Genomic DNA, 18,948 nt, shown 5'->3' with positions numbered 1-18,948 from the left:
GTCTGTACCGGACGGGCGGCTTTCTGGTCTACGGGGAGGCAGTAGTACCCATGGCACGACTCGATCAGCCTGGCCGGAACAGTAGCCGGGCAGTCCCTGCATTCCTTGCTCTCTGCGCAGTCCTCACTGCAGGCTGCACCTCGTCGAGCGGGACGGCGGACCAGAAGAGTCAATCCCCGGCTCCAGCGGTCTCTGCTACGCCCAGCAAGTCGGCTTCGATGGACCCAGCCGAGGCCGCCAAGGCCGAAGCCATCTCTGCGTATCAGTCCTACTGGACCGAGCTTCCGAAGGCTTACGCGGTCCCCGCTATCGAGGGCACCGAACTGCAGCGTTACACCGCGGCGGAGGCGCTCGCGAAGGCACAAGCCGGTGTAGCCAACCTGAAGACGCTCGGTCAGGTCATGACCGGAGCTCCGGTGCTCACCAATCCGACGGTCACGGCTGCCGAGCTCGACAAGAAGACTCCCAACGTGACCATCTCCGCTTGCCTCGACGTCTTGCCGTGGAAGGTCATCCAGAAAGACACCGGCAAGCCGGCGCCGCTGCCCTCCACCAGGGCAACCAAGTATGTGGTCATCGCTCTGGTCGAGCGCTGGGAGGACGGCTGGAAGGTCCTCAAGAGCACTCCTCACGGGGATCAGCCGTGCTAGCGCGCAGAAGCCTGATTCCCGCGCTCGCCCTGGCTGCGTCCCTGTCCACGTCGGTAGCTATGGCTAATCCGGGGGATCCGCCGTGCCCGGACGAGTACGTCTGCACCGGCGTTGAGTTGCCCGAAGACCCGGGCGGGAGCCGCCCGGGAGGCGGGGGTGGCGGTACTGGCGGAGGCGGTGATACCGGGGGAGGGAACAGTCGCTACAGCTGCACCTACACCCTGGCGGACCCCCAGCCGTCAGACGACAGCGCTTTATGGGGGTCTGGCGGTCATCAGCCTGGTGTTTCGATGTACATCGAAGACTGCCTGGACAACGAGACCGGCCTGCGCGACGTGAAGAACGTCTTCACCGCAGCGCCGCCCGGCGGCGGAGGTCCGGTGATCGACCCCGCCGTTGTGGCGCGGCAGGCCGTCGACAAGATGCGGCTGCGCGGGGCCGCTATCGGCATCACGCCGAAGCCGGGCGGCAAGGGTGTAGTCGGCATGCCCGTCTACATGTGGACCGAGACTGGCCCCGAAACGTACGGCCCGAACGTGGCCTCTGCATCAGTTGGCCCGGTGTCGGTCACGGCCACTGCTCGGGTGTCGAAGATCGTGTGGGACATGGGTGACGGTCACACCGTCACCTGCACGACCGCCGGCACGCCCTACAAGCCGGAGTACGGCAAGACGCCGTCCCCGGACTGCGGGCACCGCTACGACAAGCCGTCCTCCACCACAGGTTCCGGCACGTACCACGTCACTGCGACGTCCACCTGGTCCATCGACTGGCAGGTCACCGGCGGTGCCCAGGGCGGTCAGCTGACCGAGATCCGCACCAGCGCCGTGGACATCAACGTCGCCGAGGTCCAGGTCCTCAACTAGTACGCGCACGGCTGCACATCCCCGAGAGGCAGAACCCCGAATGGAATCCCCCGCCGCCCCGCCGGTGCCGCGTCCAGCCGGCCCCCGCACCGAACTCCCCATCACCACCGCGGCCCCCGTGAAGAAGCAACGCCGGTACGCCGCGGCCGCCCTGAGCACCGTGCTGGCCGTCGCGGCCGCCCTGGGCGCGGCCGCCGCCGTGTCCGCCGTCGGTGACCGTACGAAGGTCCTGGCCATCGCGAATGACGTCCCGGCCGGGCAGCCGCTCACGGACGCGGATGTCGTCGTCGCGGAGGTCTCCGCCGACAAGGCCCTGGCCCCGATGCCAGCCACCGACCGTGCCAGCGTCGTGGGCAAGCGTCCCGCCGTCGACCTGCGTAAGGGCGGCTTGCTCGTGGCAGGTCAGCTCCAGCCCGGCACCGGCCTGGGTGACGACAAGCAGCAGGTCGGTGTCCAGGTCAAGCGCGGCCAGGCCCCGGCCGGCTCCCTGGTGCCCGGCGACAAGGTTCTCGCGGTCACCGTGCCTGGCCAGGGCGAGCAGCCCACCGGCAAGGACGGCGCCGAGGCCCCGCCCACCTCCGTAAAGGCGGTCGTCGTCTCGGTCAGCCGGCCCGACGCCTCCGGCGCTGTCGTCGTCAACCTCGCGGTGGCACCCTCGGACGGGCCGCTGCTGGCCACCCGCGCTTCGTCGGGCCGCGTGGCCCTGGTTCGCGACGTGCGGAGCGGGTCGTGACCGTCACCGCGCTGGTGAGCGCGAAGTCCTGCGGTGTCACCACAAGCGCCCTCGCGATGACACTGTCCTCCACGCGTCCCTCGCTGCTGGCCGAGTGCGACCCGGCCGGCGGCACCCTGCGCGCCGGCTTCTTCCAGGCCCAGATCACGGCCGGGACCGGCCTCTACCACCTTGCAGTCGCCGAGCGCGCCGGCGAGGACGCACTCGCGCAGGCCTTCGCGAGCCACCTTGTCGGTATCGACTCCTCCGGCCACCGCCAAGTCCTGCCCGGCTTGACCGACCCCGCTCAAGCCCCGGCCCTCGCCCGGACCTGGCCCGCCCTGGCCCAGGTCATGCGGGTGCTGTCCGACGAGGGCGGCTTCGACGTCGTCATTGATGCTGGCCGCCTGGCGCTGGAGTCCGGCCGCCTCCACTCCACCCTCACGCCCGCACCGCTCCTCCACGGCGCGGACCTGGTCCTGCTCGTCGTACGCGCCACCGACCAGGCCCTCGCCCTGGCCCGACACATGACCGAGCCGCTGCGCAACGAGCTCACCGACCGCGGCACCGGCGCCGACGCCCTGGGCGTCCTCCTCATCGAGGACGGCCCCCGCCGCCCCCACGAGGTCTCCGAGGCGCTGCGCCTGCCGGTGATGGCCGCCCTGCCCTGGGAGCCGGACACCGCCGCCTACCTGGCCGGCACCGCCGGTGCCCCACGGAGGCTGAAGAAGTCCGCGCTTCTCAGCTCGGCCCGGACCGCGCTCGGCCACCTCCAGGCGGCCGCCTCCCGCCGGGCGCTGCACCAGCAGTACCCGACCGCTCAGCTGAGACCGGCCATTCAGCCGTCCTCGGTCGCCCAGCCATCACCGGCTCCTGCTGCACTGGCTGCACCGGCCGCTCCACAGGTCGCCGGGGTGCTCCAGCGCCTGGGCCAGGGACGGGTGGACCCCCGTGTCTGATACGCAGCAGCGCCCTGACGGGCCGACCGCGCACGGCCCCGCTGACATCGCCGGACTCCTCACCGGCCGCATCGGCACGACTCGAATCCCCCAGCCCGCGGCCGCACCCGTGTCGGCGCCTGCTCTGCCGGCTCCCGCCCGCCCGGCGGCGGCCGCCAGCCCGGGTACCGTCCCGAAGCTGGCGGGGCTGCCCGGGCAGCTGCCGGTGGGCTGGGAGGTGATCGAGGCGCTCCAGGCTGAGGTGTCCGCCGAGCTGTCCGCGCACGATCCCAGCCGCCTGCTGGAAGAGGACGATCGCCGGGCCCAGGCCCGCTCGATGGTGACGAAGGCTGTCGCGAGCTGGGCCTCTAAGTACTCACAAGGTGCTCCGGGGCTCACGGCGGCCGAGGAACACGCCGTCGGTGCGGCCGTGTTCGACGCGATGTTCCGCGGCGGCCGTCTCCAGGGCCTCCTGGATGAGCAGGGCGTCGAGGACGTGATGGTCGACGGGGTCCGTGCGCACATCGAGTACTACGACCGGCCCCGCCGCACCATCGAGCGGGTCGCCGACTCGCACGAGGAGCTGATCACCTGGGTGAACCGGATGGCGGGCCTGTCCGGGCACGGAGAGCGCGCCCTGACGCAGGCCACCCCGAACGTGGGGTTCCGCATGCCCGACGGATCCCGTGTCACTGCGAGCCTGCTCACCACCCGCCCCTCGGTGGTCATCCGAAAGCACCGCATCCGTCAGCACGGCATCGACGAACTCGTCCGCTGGGGTTCGCTCAATCCGCTGCTGAGGGCGTTTTTGTTGGCCTGTGTCCAGGCGAAGCTGAACATCCTGGTCGTGGGCGACATGGGCGCAGGGAAGACGTCCCTGCTACGGGCGCTGGGACGGGAGATCCCGCCGGGGGAGCGGATCGCCACCCTGGAGTCCGACCGCGAGCTCTACCTGGATGAGCCCGGGCCGCCGGACAAGCCGGGCCCTCTCACATTCGCGTTCGAGGCTCGCCAGTCCAACGGCGAGGTCCGCGGCGGCCATGCCAGTGGCGAGGTGTCCATCGGCGACATGTTTCCTACGGCCCTGCGCTACAACGTGCACCGGGTGATCGTCGGCGAGGTCCGTTCCACCGAAGTGCTGCCCATGCTCCAGGCGATGTCCGCGGGCGGTTCCGGCTCGATGTGCACCCTGCACGTCCGCCGTCCGCACGCGATCATCTCCCGCCTGGTGCAGCTGTGCACCGAGGCCGGCATGCAGACGGAGGCCGCCAACCACTTGATCGCTTCGGCGATCGACGTGGTCGTATACCTCACCTACCTCGACGAAACGGCGATCGGCGGTCGCAAGCACCGCTTCGTCTCCCACATCTACGAGGTCCACGACGTCGTTGGCGAAGGCGGCCGCCCCACCACCAGCGAACTCTTCGCCCCCCACGGCGACGAACCGCGCGCCGTGTACCGCAACATGCCCTCCTTCATAGACGTCCTGGAGCGCACCGGCACCTTCGACCGCCGCTGGCTGACCCAAAACCCCGAGGGTGCCTGGGGCCCGGCCCTGGAGCTGGTGAAGCCGCGATGAACGACCTGACCAGGAGGCCCTGTGAGCCGCGGAGCCGCCTACGCCGCCGCCACTCTCACAGGAGTGGCCATGGTCCTCGCCGGCCCACTCGTGTGATGGATTCACAGCTGATGACCGAACAGAAGATCCAGGAGGCGCGGTGAACTCATCGCAGCTCGCCCTTGTAGCCGCGCTGTGCGCCCTCGTCATGGTCCTCGCCGGTCTGATCGCCGTACGCGAGTGGCGCGGCCGCGTCGTGGACCCGGCGAAGCCCGCCTCCCGCCGCGCCAGCCGCCTCCGCGCGGCGAAGGCCAGCCTGCCCGATGCCTGGCAGCGCCGCTGGCGCGCCCTGGTCACCACCGCCGGCACCACTGTCCTTGCTGTGTGGGCCTGGACCGGCTGGCCCGTCCACGGCGTCCTGGCCGGCGCCGCGGTCCTCGGCTTCCCCTTCCTCCTCAACCCCGGCGTCGCCGCCGAGCAACGCATCGAACGCCTGGAGGCGATAGGGCAGTGGCTCAACGGCCTGGCCGGCATCCACACCGCGGGCATCAGCCTCGTGCAGACCATCCGCGCCAGCGCCCGCAACGCGCCCGCACCCATCGCCGCCAACGTCCGAGCCCTCGATGAGCGGCTGCGCTCCGGCATGGACTCCAAGCAGGCGTTCGCGCTGTTCGCGGACGAGCTCGGCGACGGCGTCGTCGACCACGTGGCGCTGCTGTTCCAGTCGCACGCGGCGAACATGGGCCCCGGCCTGTCCACCGCGCTGGAGGCGCTCGCGGTGACGATCCACCAGCAGGCTGCCGACGCCCGCGACATCGAGTCCGACCGCGCCAAGATCCGCAAATCCTCGCGGATCGTCTCGATCGTGATCTGCATCGTCTTCGTCGGCTGCATGCTCAATGAAGCCTGGTCCGCCTGGTACCAGAGCCCCATGGGCCAGATCGCCCTCGCGATCCTCGGCGGGCTCTTCGCCTGGACGCTGTCCTGGCTGCGCCGGGCCGCCGCGACCAAGCCGGACCCGCGCCTGCTCAACCCCCTGCCTCAGACCGAGCCGGCCGTAACGGGAGCCGTCCGATGATCCCCATGGAAGCGGTCCTGCCCGCCGCGGCCGCCGGAGCACTGACCGGCGTGGCCATCCGTGCCCTGCTGCCGGCCCGGCCTGACGTCGTCTCGGTCATGGACCGGCTCGACGCCGACCACATCGCCCGCCAGCCCCGCATCACCGCCACCGGCACCGGGTCCCTGCCCGAGAAGGTCGGCACCCGCCTCCTCAGCGCGTTCGGCGAGCGCATCACCCTGCCTGTCCGCGACCTCAATCTGCTGCGCATCAGCCCGGCCGAGCACCTGGGCAAGAGGTTCCTCTTCGCGCTCTACGGGCTGGTCCTGCCCCAGCTGGCCGGCGCGCTCCTGTCCATGCTGGGCGTGAGCCTTCCGTTCGTGATGCCCGCCGCAGCAGGCCTCGGGCTGGCAGTCCTGTTCTGGCTGTGGCCCGGCCAGGAAGTCCGCAAGGAGGCCGCGGCCGCGCGGCTCGTCGTACGGCACGCCGCCGCGTCCTACCTCGACCGCGTCGCCCTCGCACGCATCGCCAACTCCGGTGCCGCCCAGGCTCTGACCGACACGGCCGACGTCGGCGATGGATGGATTTTTGAACGGATGCGGCAGGCGTTCTACGAAGCCGACCTCGCCGGCGTCACCGTCTGGGATGCCCTCAAGCAGCTCGGCGAGGAACTCGACATCCCCGAACTCACCCGACCCGCCGACACCCTCGCCCTCGCGGGCGACGGCGCCGCCGTCTACACCACCCTCCAGGCCCAGGCCCGCCAGCTGCGCGTCGCGATCCTCTCCGATGCCAAAGCCCAAGCCAACGAGGCCTCGACCTCCATGGTGCTGCCGGTCACCTTTGCCGTGCTGCTCATGTTGGTCTTTGTCGTCCTGCCGCCCGTTGTGTCCATGTTCAACGGCTGAACCCAAGGGAGAACACTATGTACATCCGAGCCCTGACCACCTTCCTCGCTGCCCGTGTGGAGCGTCTGAAGAACGGCCCGCGCGACGCTGGCCAGACCTCGGCCGAGCTCGCCGTCATCGCCGGCGTCGTCATCGCCATCGCGATCGCGGTCGTCGCCGCGATTAAGACGTTCACCGACGCCAAGATCCCGCTCATCAGCGGCTGAACCACCTATCAGGAGGAAGGAAGCGGCGTGAAAGACCAGGTCATCAACCGGTGGCGGCGCCTACGCGCACGTCTGCGGGACGAGGGCGACCGGGGCTCGGGCAGCGTGGAGCTGGCCGTGCTCGCCGTCATCGTGTTGTTCCTGGTCTTCGCCGCGATCCAGACAGGCATGTTCTTCTACGCCCGCTCCGTCGCCCGCTCCGCCGCCACCCAAGGAGTCGAAGCCGGACGCCAGCTCGGCGCCGGCCCCGGCGACGGCGTCGCCCAGGCCCAGAACCTCCTCGCGAAGTACGGCAGCGTCCGCGGCGCGTCCGTGTCGGCCGACGGCAGCGGACCGGAACAGATCCGCATCACCGTCCGCGGCACCGTCGCCACCCTCGTCCCCGGCCTCGAACTGGACGTCGTCCAGAGCGCCGAGGCACCGGTCGAGCGCTGGGTGGAGGCCCGGTGAAGCGGGCCTGGCGCATCAACTGGCACGAGGACCGGGGAAGCTACTCCGTCGAGACCGTCATCCTCGCCCCCGCCATCATCGCCCTCATGCTCCTGATGATCGCTTTCGGACGCGTCACGGACGCTTCCGGCGCCGTGGAAGGCGCCGCCCGCGCGGCCGCCCGCGCCGCCTCCCTGGAACGGGAAGCCGGCGCCGCGCAGGCCTCCGGGGCCGCCGCCGCGACCCGCAGCCTGGGCGGCGAGGGCATCCACTGTGCCTCCTCCAGCGTCTCCGTCGACACCTCCGGGTACGGCCTCGACCTGGGCCAGGAGGCCACCGTCCGCGTGACGGTCGCCTGCACTGCGCCGCTCGGTGAGATCGGACTGCCAGGGCTCCCTGGATCCCGCACACTCCGGGCATCGTGGACCAGCCCGATTGACTCCTACCGAGGCCGCCAGTGATTACCGCCCTCAGCCGCCGCATCGCCCGCCTGCGGGACCGGATCCGCAGCCACGGCGGGGACCGGGGATCGCTGTCTCCGTTCTACGCGCTGAGCGCGGTGGGCATCATCATGATCATGGGGCTGCTGGTCGACGGCGGCGGAGCCCTCAACGCCACCAACAAGGCGACCGGCCTTGCGCAGGAGGCTGCCCGGGCGGCCGGCCAGCAGCTCAACGTCCCGGCCGCCGTCCAGGGCACCGAGATCACCGTGGACCCGGATGCCGCCGTCGCCGCCGCCCAGGACTACCTGGCCACGCAGAACGTCTCGGGCACTGTGACCGTCACAGACGGCGGCCAGGTCGAAGTCACCGTCCACTCCACCTACAACACCTACTTCGCCCAGTTCGTGGGTAGGTCGACGATCAGCGTGTCCGGCACGGCACACGCCCGACTGCACACCCAAGCCGGAGGCTGAACCAGCCCATGAGCACCTTCGTACGCCTGCTCCGCGCCCTGCTCGGCCTCGCCGTCCTGGCCGCACTCATTGCCGGGATCCCCCTCGTCCTGCTGGCCGTCGGCCACCAGCCCACCGACCTCGTCGGCGGATGGGATCTGCTGACCGGGCAGGACGACGGCTCGCTGTTCTTCACGGTGCTCACGACCATCGGCTGGATCGGCTGGGCCGCCTTCACCTTCTCCGCCCTCGTCGAAATCGTCGCGCTGTTCCGAGGGCGGAAGGCGAAGCGGATCAAGGGCCTCGGTGGGCTGCAGGGCTTCGCCGGCCTCCTCATCGGCGGCCTCGTCCTGATCTCCCCCACAGCCGCCTCCGCCGCGACCACCGGTCCGGCCGTCGCGGCGACCGCCGTGCAGACCGCAGGCGCGAGCGCGGCTGCTGCCCCCACAGCGGCGGCCGCGTCGGAGCAGGACGCCTGGCCCACCCACACCGTCACCGGGGACTCCGAGCTCCCCTGGGACCTGGCGGAGCAGTACCTCGGCAGCGGGCCGCGATGGAAGGACATCGCAGCCCTCAACCCGAGCGTTCCCCAACTCGCGGCCGGTGACCAGTTCCTACCCAAGGGCGCAGTCGTCCGTCTCCCCGCCGACGCCAACATCGCCAAACCGGCCACGCAGACACCGGCACCCGCCCAGGCCACGCCCGAGACAGCGCCGCCCGCGCAGCAAACTCGCCCCGCGGACACCAAGCCCGCCCCCGCCCAGGCCGAGCACGTCACCGTCAAGGCGGGCGAGAGCCTGTGGACCATCGCCGACGACCACGGAGATCCCGAGGACTGGCCGGCCATCTTCGAAGCGAACAAGGGCAACCCACTGCCCGGCGGCGGGACCTTCGACGACCCCGATCTGATCGTTCCCGGCCAGGAACTCACCATCCCCGCCGCAGCCGCCCCGGCCCCCGCCCCGGACAGCCGGCCCGCCCCGGATACCAAGACGCCCCCGAAGCCAGACACCGCGAAGGACACCCCCACACCCGCGGCTCCCACACCCGCGAAGCCCGCCACCCCCGCCCCCGCCGCCTCAACCCCCAGCACCGCGCCCACTACTGCCGCTCCCGCCCCCTCGCAGGACGGCCAGAAAACGGACACCGCCCAGCAGGCACAGGACCCTGACGAGACCCTGGCCCCTGCTGCCGTCTGGATGGGCGCAGGGGCCCTGGCCGCCGCCCTCATCGGCACCCTCGCCACCCGCCGCATCCTCCAGCAGCGCCGACGCCGGCCCGGCCGCCGCATCCCCATGCCCACCGGCAGCGCCGCCGCCACCGAACAAGGCCTGCGCTCTGCCCAGCACCCCACCGGCTTCGACCTCCTCGACGCCGCCCTGCGCACCCTCGCACTCAACCTCGCCGCGGCCGAGCGTGACCTGCCGGTCGTCACCGCCGTCGTCCTGCACGAGCAGAAGGTCGAGCTCCACCTCGACCAGGACACCGCGCCGATGAAGCCCTTCTCCGGCACCGCGGGCCGCACGGACCTGTGGACGTGCCCGGCCTCCAGCCCCGACCTCGCCGACCGCGACGCCCTCCAGGGCGCCGACGCGCCCTACCCGGCTCTTGTGTCCCTGGGCTGGGACGGCGCAGGCCGCCTCGTCCTCGTCGACCTGGAGCACGTCGGCGTGCTCCACCTGGACGGTGACGCCGACCACGCCCGCCACGTCCTGCAAGCCATCGCGGTCGAACTCGCCAGCACCCCGCTGCCCGGACACCTGGAGATCACCGCCCTGGCCGATACGGCCTTCGGCCTCGACGAGGCAGCACCCGAACGCGTCGCACGCACCGACGACCTCGCCGACGCGGTCGCCGAACTGACCAGCCACACCGCCGACCAGCGCCGCGCCCTGGCGGCGCTCGGCGCACCCACCCTCCGCGCAGCTCGCCTCCAGGAAGACGCCGGCGGCTCCTGGACACCCCACATCCTCCTCGCCGCCGAACTCCCCGACGGAGACCAGACCGAGGCGCTGCTCGACCTGATTACCGCCCAGCCACGGGTCGCCGGCGCGGTCGTCGCGGCTGGCGAGAACGCCGACCTGGACCCGGAGGAAGGCTGGACACTGACCTGCGCGGGACCGGACGAGACCATCGTCCTGCCCGGCTCCGGTCTGCCAATCAAACTCCAGGGCCTGACGGACCAGCACTTCGCCGACGCGATCGAACTGCTCACCCTCTCGGCGGCTGACACCGACGTACCCGCCCGCGACGAGTGGCTCGACGGGCTCCTCGACAGCGACGAGCAGCCGGACGCGAAGGAGAACCAGGACCAGGAGGAGGCGGACGAGGAAGATCCGACGGACGAGACCGGCGAGGTCGAAGCACCCCGACCGGAGGCCGGTGCAGACGAGGACGGGATGCCGGACGAGTACGCCGACATCGAGCGCGAGGAGCTGGAGACCGAGCACCAGGCCGACACCGACACCGAAGCTGGCGAGACGGACGGGGGGCCCGCCGTCTTCCCGGTTGAGGCATCCGAGGACCAGACCGAGCACGGCACCAGCGGCCCGACCCTCGCTCACCTCTTCGACCCGCCTGCGGTTCCCGCCGCCGCCCCGGCAACTGCTGAGCAGGAACCGGCGCCTGAACCCGCACTCCTGCTGACGAAGCAAGGGGACCCGACCGAGATCCGCCCCGAGGTGGAGAAGCCGGTCCCGGGCCCTCTCCCGTCCGCGGACCCTGTCCCGGCCCACGTACCGGTGCCCGCCCCGACTCGCGCCGCGGACGATGCAGACGGCCCCGAGGGCGGGGCGCCGATGGTGCTCCTGCTCGGCCGGGTGGTCATCGAAGGCGCGGCCGGCCGGATCGATTCCAACCGCCAGAGCGCGGCCGTCGAGCTCATCTCCTACCTCGCGCTCAACCCCGGCGCCGACCACCACGCGATCGACGACGCCCTCTGGCCGGGACGCCTGGTCAACAAGCAGATGCGCAACGCCGTCATCTCCCGCACCCGCTCTTGGCTAGGCAAGGACGCTGAGGGCGAGGCGTACTTCCCGCGGGTCCAGGACACTGGCGACAGCCGCTACCGACTTGCCCAGGCCGTCACGTGTGACTGGAAGGCCTTCCAGAACTTCGCGCGTACCGGCCTGGCCCGCCACGACGAGGACGGCGAGCTCGCCCTGCGCCGGGCCCTGGCTCTTGTTCGCGGCCGTCCGTTCGCCGCAATTGACCCACAGCGCTACGCCTGGGCCGAGCCGGCCGTCCAGGAGATGGTCTCGGCCATCGCCGATGTCGCCTACGAGCTCTCCACCCGCCGCCGGGAAGCCGCCGACTATGCGGGCGCGCTCTGGGCTGCGCATCAGGGCCTCCTCGCGGCCGAGGAGAACGAGATGCTGCACCGGCAAGTCTTCCTGGCCCACCACGCCGCCGGAGACGTCGAAGCCCTCCGCGAAGCCGCCGCCCGACTCGCACGCATCAACGAGGGCCTCGGCGGGGGAGTCGATATGGAAGCGGAGACCGCCCAGCTGCTGCGCACACTGCTACCGCGAACGACGGCGGCCCGGTAAAGGACGCTCGGCGGGAGCTCGTTACGAGCGCCGAACGGCAGGACAGGAGAGTCGGGCCCAGCCCGGCTCTCCCAAGAGGGAGGGTTCACGATGAGGCAGGTCTACCGTGCAGAGCAGCTCCTGCCGGGCGATTACGTGCGAACCGGATTCGCGCGATTCGGCGCCGACGGCCCACGGAAGGGCGAGTACTACGCCCGCATCGAGCACGTCGAGCACATCGAGCGCCCCGGCTTCGTCAACTCCGGTGACGGCTTCGGCCTCGACCGCGCCGTGAAGCGGCTGGTGGGGCTCCGCATCCAGGGCATGCCCGGCCCAGTTCTCCTACGCGCGGGAGACCACCACGCTGCCGATGCCATCGACGAGGAACGGCAGAGGTGGGATCGGCTCAATCCGACATGGCCGAAGGCGCCCACCACCATGTTCGTCGGAGGAAAGGCGGCGACGGCGCCCGCGTGGGGCCGGGACGGATCTCCGGGACCGAAAGCGATCAGAGCGGACCGTGGCAGCGAGATCGGACGCAGGCCGATGTCCTTCGAGAAGCCAGCCAGTGCCCTGTGTGTCGGGGACTACCTGCAGACACAGGCCTGCAGGTTCCCCGCCGACGATATGGGCTTCGACGAGGGTTTCTGGCGGGTGGAGTGGATCGCCCACATCGAGGGCAACGCCCTGCATGCCCTTCTCGCTGACCCCCAGTGGGCTGGAGGCAGGGTCACGCTTGCCAACGTCTACGGGCTCTCCGGCGTACTGGTCATCCCGGAGACCACCGTCACGGTGCTGCTCGTTCCGAACCCCGAACGCCTGCGCAACGACCTCGACGGGCCCTGGCGCGAGAAGCCCTACTTCCAGTTCGACGGCGCTACCGTGCCCGACGAAGTGGACCAACTCCGCAAGGACGCCGCCCTGCGCCCCCCTGCTCCGGCGGACGAAGCCGACCTGTACCCGAGCAGCTTCTCCAGCACCTCGGACCGTGCCCTCTTCCTGGACGGTGTGACGGGGATACGCCCCGTGCCGGTCTCGCTCCTGCCGTGGCCCCACCGCCTGTCCAAGTGCCGCCACTTCCGGCGCGTGGAAGCGATCGAGAAGACCTACCCGGACGACTGGTACGCCGGACAAGTGGCCCATGCGGAACTCTTCGCCCGCCTCACGCCGCAGGACTTCGCCGCCTGCCCCTACCACCAAGCGAACTGGACCGCGATCGCCGAGGCCGCAACCGAACTCGCGGCTGCCGAGCTGGACGAAGACGCCGAGCGCGGCCGAGCGGCCTACGCCATGGAGCACCTCGAAGAAGCCGACCGCGAATGGGCTCGGGCTCTGGTACACGATCCCATCTGCTGGGACGACAACCACGACAGCCTCACGAACGGCCAACACCGAACCTGCGCCCTCCGAGCGGCCGGCGTTGCCTACCTGCCGGTCGAAGGAAGACACCTGCCCGACACCTCCCCGGCCGAAACCATGGACGTGGACGCGCGTACCCACGCACAGCAGACCGTCAGGGCGTTCTGGCGCGACATCCTCGCTGCCGTCCTCGGGCCCGCGCATCCGCTGGTAAACGCAGCGCCTCTACTCGTGCGATTTCCAGTCCTGAGGCGACTGCTGTCCTCGGCGAGAAGGTAGGTCAGGACGACTGCTCGGGTCCCCGGCTTGCGGGACGGGACGTCTGGATCTCGAACGTGAACGGATCGGGGAAGGGCTGTTTCCCCGGCGGCCGGAGCTGACGAGGCATCGGCACAGGCCGGGTCTTCGACGTTAGGTTGATCCCCGGGCGCTGGGGAGGGACGATGCGCTTCACCATCGTGGTGTGGAGTCGGGAGAGCGGATCCCCGGGCGCGCGGGGCAGACCTGTACAGAAGCGCCCTTACGGGCGTCGTAGGCGGGCCGATCCCCGGACGCGCGGGCAGACATGGCGGCTGGCGACCTCCTCGCCGACGGCAAGGGCTGATCCCCGGACGCGCGTGGCAGACTTGAAAATGTAGTAGCCGAGCACGTCACGGTCGGGCTGATCCCCGGGCGTGCGGGGCCGATGCGAGGGTTTCCATGTAAGCGTCACGGAGCCGGGGCTGATCCCCGGACGCGCGGTCATGCTTCATGAGCAGGTCGGCCACACTACTACCGGTAGATGAAAAACCAACTAGGGCTGATCCCCGAACGGGTGGGGCAGACTTCTGCGGGGGTTTGTGTACGCGCTCGATGACGGGCTGATCCCCGGACCCTCAGGGCAGACCACTACGTCCCGGAAGACCCGTTCGCCGTGCGGGGCTGATCCCTGACGGGCGGGGCAGACCTGTTGGGACTTCTCGGCCAGGGCCGCGCCGGTGGGCTGATCCCCGGCGCGCGCGGGGCGGACACATCGTCGTGCCGTGCAGCGCGCGTACGAGGAGGGCTGATCCCCGGCGTGCGAGGCAGACTGACCGGCACGCCGGCACCACGATGGTGGGGTGATCCCCGGACGCGCGGGGCAGCCTTCCACCAGTCCTGGGATGCGTCGCCGAATTCGGGCTGACCCCGGACGCGCGGGCGTACGCCGGTACCGGTGTCACCACCGATGTCCTGGTCGGCTGGCCCCGGGGGCCTGCGGGCAGGCGACGGCTCTCCCAGTGACGCGATGTGGAAGCTGGGCTGACCCCCGGGCGCGCGGGGCAGACGGAGCGGCGAGCATTACCTCAGGCAGCGTCCAGGGCTGATCCCCGGGCGCGCGGGGAAGAGGCGCGGGTCGCCTGCATCGGGGTGCCGGTGACAGGCTGATCCCCGGCGCGCGGGGGGACGTCGGATATCCGACCGGATCGACCCCCGGCGTCGGCTGATCCCCGGGGCGCGCGGGGCAGACGACATCCTGCGCGATATCTGCACGGCCGAGGCGGGCTGATTCCCGGGCGCGCGGGCCACACATCTTGCGCACGGTGACATTCCGCATAACGACGGGCTGATCCCCGGGCGCGCGGGGCAGACGCGGGTTCGACGCGGTGCCAGCAGTGGTGGGCGGGCTGATCCCCGGGCGCGCGGGGCAGACGTCGGCCGGGGCGGCGGGTCCCACGCGGTCCAGGGCTGATCCCCGGGCGCGCGGGGCAGACGCGGGTTCGACGCGGTGCCAGCAGTGGTGGGCGGCTGATCCCCGGGCGCGCGGGGCAGACAAGGGAGTGCAGCACATGTCCGACCCCATCGAGGGCTGATCCCCGGGCGCGCGGGGCAGACTTCTTCGGCGGAGCCTCGGGGATCGGCGGACGGGGCTGATCCCCGGGCGCGCGGGGCAGACCCTGGGCGACCTGCGATGTTGCACGGCGGCTACCTGCTTTTTGGACACTTGTGGGAGGGCCGGGACATTGCTATCCAGTGGTGCTCAGCTGGTTCAGCTTGTGAATGAGGGCTTCGCATTTTGATCTTGCTTCGTGGGGTCCGTCGAGGCGTTGGTTGCGGTAGGTGCCGTGTCGGGCTGACCAGAGGCCGGTCCAGTGGGCGACGACCGGCATGGCGTCTGCCCATTCGGCGGCGAACTGTCGGTGGCGGCTTAGGCGGGTGAGCTCATGGTGGAGCACGTGTCGGGTGAAGGGCAGGTTGTAGGTGACGCAGCGGCGTCCTTGGAGGGTGTCGGCGAGGAGGGGGCAAACGTCGCCGAAGACGGGGGCGTTGCGCAGGGTGTAACGGGTGTGGCGGTGAAGACGCGTTGCTGCCGGCTCGATCTGCTGGCGGGGGTTGATCAGGGTGTTGAGGAGGACGCTGTCTGGGGTGCAGACGGCGATGTGGATGGCTCGGGGGTGGTGCAGGCCGGTGGTCTGGATGTTGATGACGCACATGTCTGGGGTGTTGAGGGTGTCGTGTGCCCATTGGGCTGCTCGGGCACGAGCTTCTGGCCAGCTGGTGGGGCGGCGTAGGGCGCGGATGGCGTCGTCGAGGTTGTGGTGGTGTTCACGGGCGTGCTGGAGGTACCAGCCGGGGCCACGATGGTGGTGAAGGGTGCCGAGGTAGCGCCGCTGCTGGTAGATGGCCCAGGTGGGGCGAGAGGTGTCGGCGGGGCGGACGCAGTGGACGGGGACGGTGTCGACGGTGTGGGTGAAGTGGTGCGGGAGGTTTTCTGGGTGCTCTGCTCCGGGAGGGCGGAGTGCTGGGTGTGGCATGGCTCCTGTTCCGCGGGAGAGGCGTGCCGGGGGGCGGGTAGGGGCTGGACGAGGACGAGGCCGCAGCCGTAAGCGCGTTGGCGTCCGAGACCCTGGGTGAGGATGCGTGCGAACGCTGCTGGGTCGGTGACGGTGAGGCGGCCCTGGATCTCGGAGCGGGCGACGATGACGTGCTGGCCTGGCTTGTGTCCGGTGAGGGCGGGCAGCTGGCGCGCCTTGAGGTCTTCGGGGTGGGCGTCGGCGCCGATGAGGGGATGGCGGTCGTAATCGACGGCGGGGTTGGGCTGGAGCCGCTGGGTGAACCAGGTGAGGGCTGCTGTGCGAGAGGTGTCGGTGGGCCGGTCGCGGGTGCGGCGGCCGTTGTGGTGGCCGTAGACGGCAGGGGTGATGGTGGTACGGAACAGGTACTGCTGGCCGGCTCTGACCGTGAGGGTGACGATACGGCTCTGCGCGGGTGCGGCGAGCATGTGTCCGGGGATGGCGGTGGTGTCCGGGGGGACTTGGGACTGCACGATGAGGGTGAGGGTGCGCTGCGCCAGGTCGACGGCGCTGGTGTGGAGGACGCCCATGAGGGCGCGGGCGTTGGGCGTCCCGTCAGTGACCCAGTGGCGGAACATGCTCATGACCAGGCGGTGGAGCTCGTGGGCGTCGGCCAGGACGCGGGCGGTGCGGGGGTGGTTGAGGTCGAGCTCGACGAGGGTGTGGTGGACGACGACGCGGGCGGTGGCGGTCACCGGGGCTCCTGGGGAGGGATGAGGGAAAGGCGCTTCTCCCAGCGCAGTGCGCGGGTCCGGCTGTGGGTGGCGAAGCTGATGGGCTGGTCGTTGGTGGGTGATGCCCCGGGGGATGCGGCGTGGACCTCGATCCAGGCGCTGGTGGGGGCCGGGCGGGAGCGGGGGAGTAGCGGTGTGGTGGCGAGGACCTCATGTAGAGCGCCGGGGTGGATGCCGTGGGCGAGGGGCTGGGTGGGGGCGCAGTGCTTGCGGCCGAGCCACAGCAGCCGGCGGGGGGTGTGAAGGCGGTCGGCGAGGCGGCGCAGGAGTGCGGTGTCGGTGGATTCCACGGCGGCGAGGAAGGCTGCGTCGGCGAGATACCAGCGCCGGGAGACCTGCGGGTGGCGTTTGCTGCTGGTGGCGGTCAGGGTGTGGGTGTCGGGGTGGGGGGCGATGTTCTTGGGGGCGCTGTACCAGTCTGCGAGGGTGGGGCTGGTGATATGGCCGAAGGCGGGGCCGTGGTCGTCGGTGAGGGCTGCGGCGGCGCGGTCGGCCCGGAGGGGGTCGGTGATGATGTCTCGCGGGCGCAGGGGATAGTTTCCGCCGCCGCTGGTCTGGAAGTCGCAGGTGAGGCGGCCTGGTCGGTCGGCGCGGACGCCGAAGCGCAGAGCGGCGAGGTCGGCCAGGGGAAGGAAGTCGTCGCCGTCCTGGCGGATTTCGTCGCGGTCGTGGCCGTCGGCAGCAGCGAGGAGGCCGATGACGCCGCTCTTGGTGGGGCGGCTGAGGGTGTCGCGGTCGTTGTAGGGGGAGCGGATGCCCCAGGACTGCAGGACGGCTTCGAGCCGGATGAGCAGGGTGTGGGGTGCCGGCGTCATGCGGGCTGTCCGGCGGGGCAGTACGGGCTCAGCTCGGCCGGGTGGTCGACTTCGGTGGGCCCGAGGTTTCCGGCGTCGCGCAAGGTGTCGAGGTACTCGATGGTGGCGATGTCGTAGCTGAGGACGGCGCCGGGGTCGACGCGCTGCTTCTTGGTGATCATGGCGTGGTGCTTCAGGAGCCGTTTGGCGGCGATCAGGCTCGGGACGCCCTCGTGGCGGTGGATGGCCTTCTCGAACACCGCGGCGTAGTTGTACGGCCGGGGGCCGGCGTGGGCCAGGACCAGCTTGGGCAGTGTGCCGGGGGCGGCGGTCGTGTTCTTTTTCGCGCTGGGCACGGCGTTGACGAAGGCGTTGACGAAGGCCAGCTCGGCATCCCGTGCGGCGCGCTCGACCTTTTGGGGGTTCATGCCGCCGTTGGCGAGGTTGCGGCGCAGTTGGACGCGGTCGAGGACGCTGTGAGCGTAGAAGGTGCCGTTGAAGAAGTTCTGGTGCCCGGTCATACCCGCGCCGCGTTCATCGAGCGTGTATCCCTCTGGCTCCTTCGGGTCTGCCGCATCGAAGGGAGCTGCGGCGTTCAGGCGTGCGAGGGCGCCGGTGAAGTCGGTCCCCACTCGCTGGCGGGCAATCTTGAAGTCGTCCGCGGCGCTGAAGAAGTCCCGCACGATCGAGGCCGGTTCCACGCTGAATGACGTCGTGGTCTGGATTGCGCCGTCGACGTTGCCGGCACCGGCGACCTCGGCGAGGAACCGCCCATACAGGGCGATGTCGATGGCGTCCGCCGGAGCCAGCCCGGTGATCAGTCGCGCCTTGATCCGGGCCGGCATCGGCGGCGCCTTCTCCTCCAGTGCTGCGGCTTCGCCCCCGGTCTCCGCCCCGTAGGCTTCCGCGTCCTCGGTACCTGTGTCGGCCGCAGCTGTGCTCTCGACCTTGCCCTTTTTCTTGCCCTTGCCCTTGCTCTTGGCCTTCGCCGCCACTGCTGCGGCGTCGGCCACCATCGTGGCCCATGCCTCCAGCTCAGTCCGGTCCTCGTGGATGATCTGGGCCAGCGTCGAGCCGGTCTTCTCGGGGGCGAAGACCATCACCTTGGTTAGAAAGGCGGTGTTGGGGGTGGAACCGAAGTTCAGGCCGATGCCCCGAAGCGCGGCCCGAGCAGTCTCCAGCGCAGCTTGCGGCTCCCAGCCGTGCTCGTCGCGCAGCGCCTCGGCGACTCGCAGTGCCCATTCCCGTGTGCGGACGCCCCAGGCGTGTGTGGCCAGGGGGCCGGTGCCGAGGTTGGCCTCGTCGCGGCTGTGCATGCGCTTGGCGCGACGCTTGCTTTGGGGGCTGATAGTGGTGCGCAGGGCATCCCCGTGTTCGGATGTCTTTGGTTCTCCCGCGTCGTCTCGTACGAGCAGCACGTGGCTGAAGGTGGTGAGGGAGTGGAGGCTGAGGTACCGCGTGGCGGCGTCGATGGTCATAAGGCAGCTCCTTCACGTAGAGGG

Annotated in this window: 17 protein-coding genes; 13 read left to right on the top strand and 4 right to left on the bottom strand. The window is 70.6% G+C overall.

The window, feature by feature from the left end; all coding sequences use genetic code 11:
• Positions 1–218 precede the first annotated feature (218 nt).
• The 13 genes from E6R62_RS18935 to E6R62_RS18875 all read left to right on the top strand — a co-directional run bounded on the left by E6R62_RS18935 (position 219) and on the right by E6R62_RS18875 (position 13,384).
• A complete protein-coding gene (locus E6R62_RS18935; protein WP_136214652.1) occupies positions 219–650 on the top strand; it encodes a secreted protein/lipoprotein in 432 nt (143 codons plus the stop codon).
• A gap of 290 nt (positions 651–940) precedes the next feature.
• Entirely contained in the window at positions 941–1,516 is a 576-nt protein-coding gene (locus E6R62_RS18930; protein ID WP_240801756.1) for an ATP/GTP-binding protein, read from the top strand.
• 118 nt (positions 1,517–1,634) lie between these two features.
• The gene (locus tag E6R62_RS18925; RefSeq protein ID WP_240801755.1) at positions 1,635–2,249 is read left to right on the top strand and encodes an SAF domain-containing protein; all 615 of its coding nucleotides are present in this window, start codon (positions 1,635–1,637) and stop codon (positions 2,247–2,249) included.
• Entirely contained in the window at positions 2,246–3,187 is a 942-nt protein-coding gene (locus E6R62_RS18920; RefSeq protein ID WP_136214650.1) for a hypothetical protein, read from the top strand. Before E6R62_RS18925 ends, E6R62_RS18920 begins: the two co-directional genes overlap by 4 nt.
• Complete coding sequence (locus E6R62_RS18915; RefSeq protein WP_136214649.1) at positions 3,180–4,745, top strand: CpaF family protein; 1,566 nt, start codon at positions 3,180–3,182, stop codon at positions 4,743–4,745. The genes E6R62_RS18920 and E6R62_RS18915 overlap by 8 nt, the downstream gene beginning before the upstream one ends.
• A 139-nt stretch (positions 4,746–4,884) precedes the next feature.
• Positions 4,885–5,802 (top strand): type II secretion system F family protein, encoded by a 918-nt coding sequence (locus E6R62_RS18910; RefSeq protein WP_136214648.1) that lies wholly within the window; start codon positions 4,885–4,887, stop codon positions 5,800–5,802.
• Entirely contained in the window at positions 5,799–6,689 is an 891-nt protein-coding gene (locus E6R62_RS18905) for a type II secretion system F family protein (RefSeq protein ID WP_136214647.1), read from the top strand. Before E6R62_RS18910 ends, E6R62_RS18905 begins: the two co-directional genes overlap by 4 nt.
• Before the next feature lie 17 nt (positions 6,690–6,706).
• Entirely contained in the window at positions 6,707–6,895 is a 189-nt protein-coding gene (locus tag E6R62_RS18900; RefSeq protein ID WP_136214646.1) for a hypothetical protein, read from the top strand.
• A 27-nt stretch (positions 6,896–6,922) separates the two neighbouring features.
• On the top strand, positions 6,923–7,345 hold the full coding sequence (locus tag E6R62_RS18895) for a TadE family protein (RefSeq protein ID WP_136214645.1): 423 nt from the start codon (positions 6,923–6,925) through the stop codon (positions 7,343–7,345).
• On the top strand, positions 7,342–7,785 hold the full coding sequence (locus E6R62_RS18890) for a TadE family protein (protein ID WP_136214644.1): 444 nt from the start codon (positions 7,342–7,344) through the stop codon (positions 7,783–7,785). Before E6R62_RS18895 ends, E6R62_RS18890 begins: the two co-directional genes overlap by 4 nt.
• Positions 7,782–8,240, top strand: coding sequence for a TadE/TadG family type IV pilus assembly protein (locus E6R62_RS18885; protein ID WP_240801754.1), 459 nt, complete (start codon positions 7,782–7,784; stop codon positions 8,238–8,240). The genes E6R62_RS18890 and E6R62_RS18885 overlap by 4 nt, the downstream gene beginning before the upstream one ends.
• Before the next feature lie 8 nt (positions 8,241–8,248).
• Positions 8,249–11,767, top strand: a complete 3,519-nt coding sequence (locus tag E6R62_RS18880) for a LysM peptidoglycan-binding domain-containing protein (RefSeq protein WP_136214643.1) — start codon at positions 8,249–8,251, stop codon at positions 11,765–11,767.
• 90 nt (positions 11,768–11,857) lie between these two features.
• Positions 11,858–13,384 (top strand): hypothetical protein, encoded by a 1,527-nt coding sequence (locus E6R62_RS18875; protein ID WP_136214642.1) that lies wholly within the window; start codon positions 11,858–11,860, stop codon positions 13,382–13,384.
• Between the two features lie 1,706 nt (positions 13,385–15,090).
• On the opposite strand, the gene E6R62_RS18870 is transcribed toward E6R62_RS18875, so the two are convergent.
• The 4 genes from E6R62_RS18870 to E6R62_RS18855 are packed head-to-tail and all read right to left on the bottom strand — an operon-like array spanning position 15,091 to position 18,924.
• Entirely contained in the window at positions 15,091–15,558 is a 468-nt protein-coding gene (locus E6R62_RS18870; protein ID WP_136214641.1) for a hypothetical protein, read from the bottom strand.
• A complete protein-coding gene (gene cas6e / locus E6R62_RS18865; protein WP_168714097.1) occupies positions 15,462–16,613 on the bottom strand; it encodes a type I-E CRISPR-associated protein Cas6/Cse3/CasE in 1,152 nt (383 codons plus the stop codon). Before cas6e ends, E6R62_RS18870 begins: the two co-directional genes overlap by 97 nt.
• Positions 16,610–17,467 carry a CRISPR-associated protein Cas5 gene (gene cas5 / locus E6R62_RS18860; RefSeq protein WP_136214639.1) on the bottom strand — a complete coding sequence of 286 codons (858 nt, stop codon included), beginning with the start codon at positions 17,465–17,467 and terminating at the stop codon, positions 16,610–16,612. The genes cas6e and cas5 overlap by 4 nt, the downstream gene beginning before the upstream one ends.
• A complete protein-coding gene (locus E6R62_RS18855; RefSeq protein ID WP_136214638.1) occupies positions 17,464–18,924 on the bottom strand; it encodes a type I-E CRISPR-associated protein Cas7/Cse4/CasC in 1,461 nt (486 codons plus the stop codon). The genes cas5 and E6R62_RS18855 overlap by 4 nt, the downstream gene beginning before the upstream one ends.
• Positions 18,925–18,948 lie beyond the last annotated feature (24 nt).

Origin of the sequence: Streptomyces sp. A1136 (assembly GCF_004795055.1) — a bacterium.
Classification (GTDB): domain Bacteria; phylum Actinomycetota; class Actinomycetes; order Streptomycetales; family Streptomycetaceae; genus Streptomyces.
This window is presented reverse-complemented; position numbering and strand designations above follow the sequence as displayed.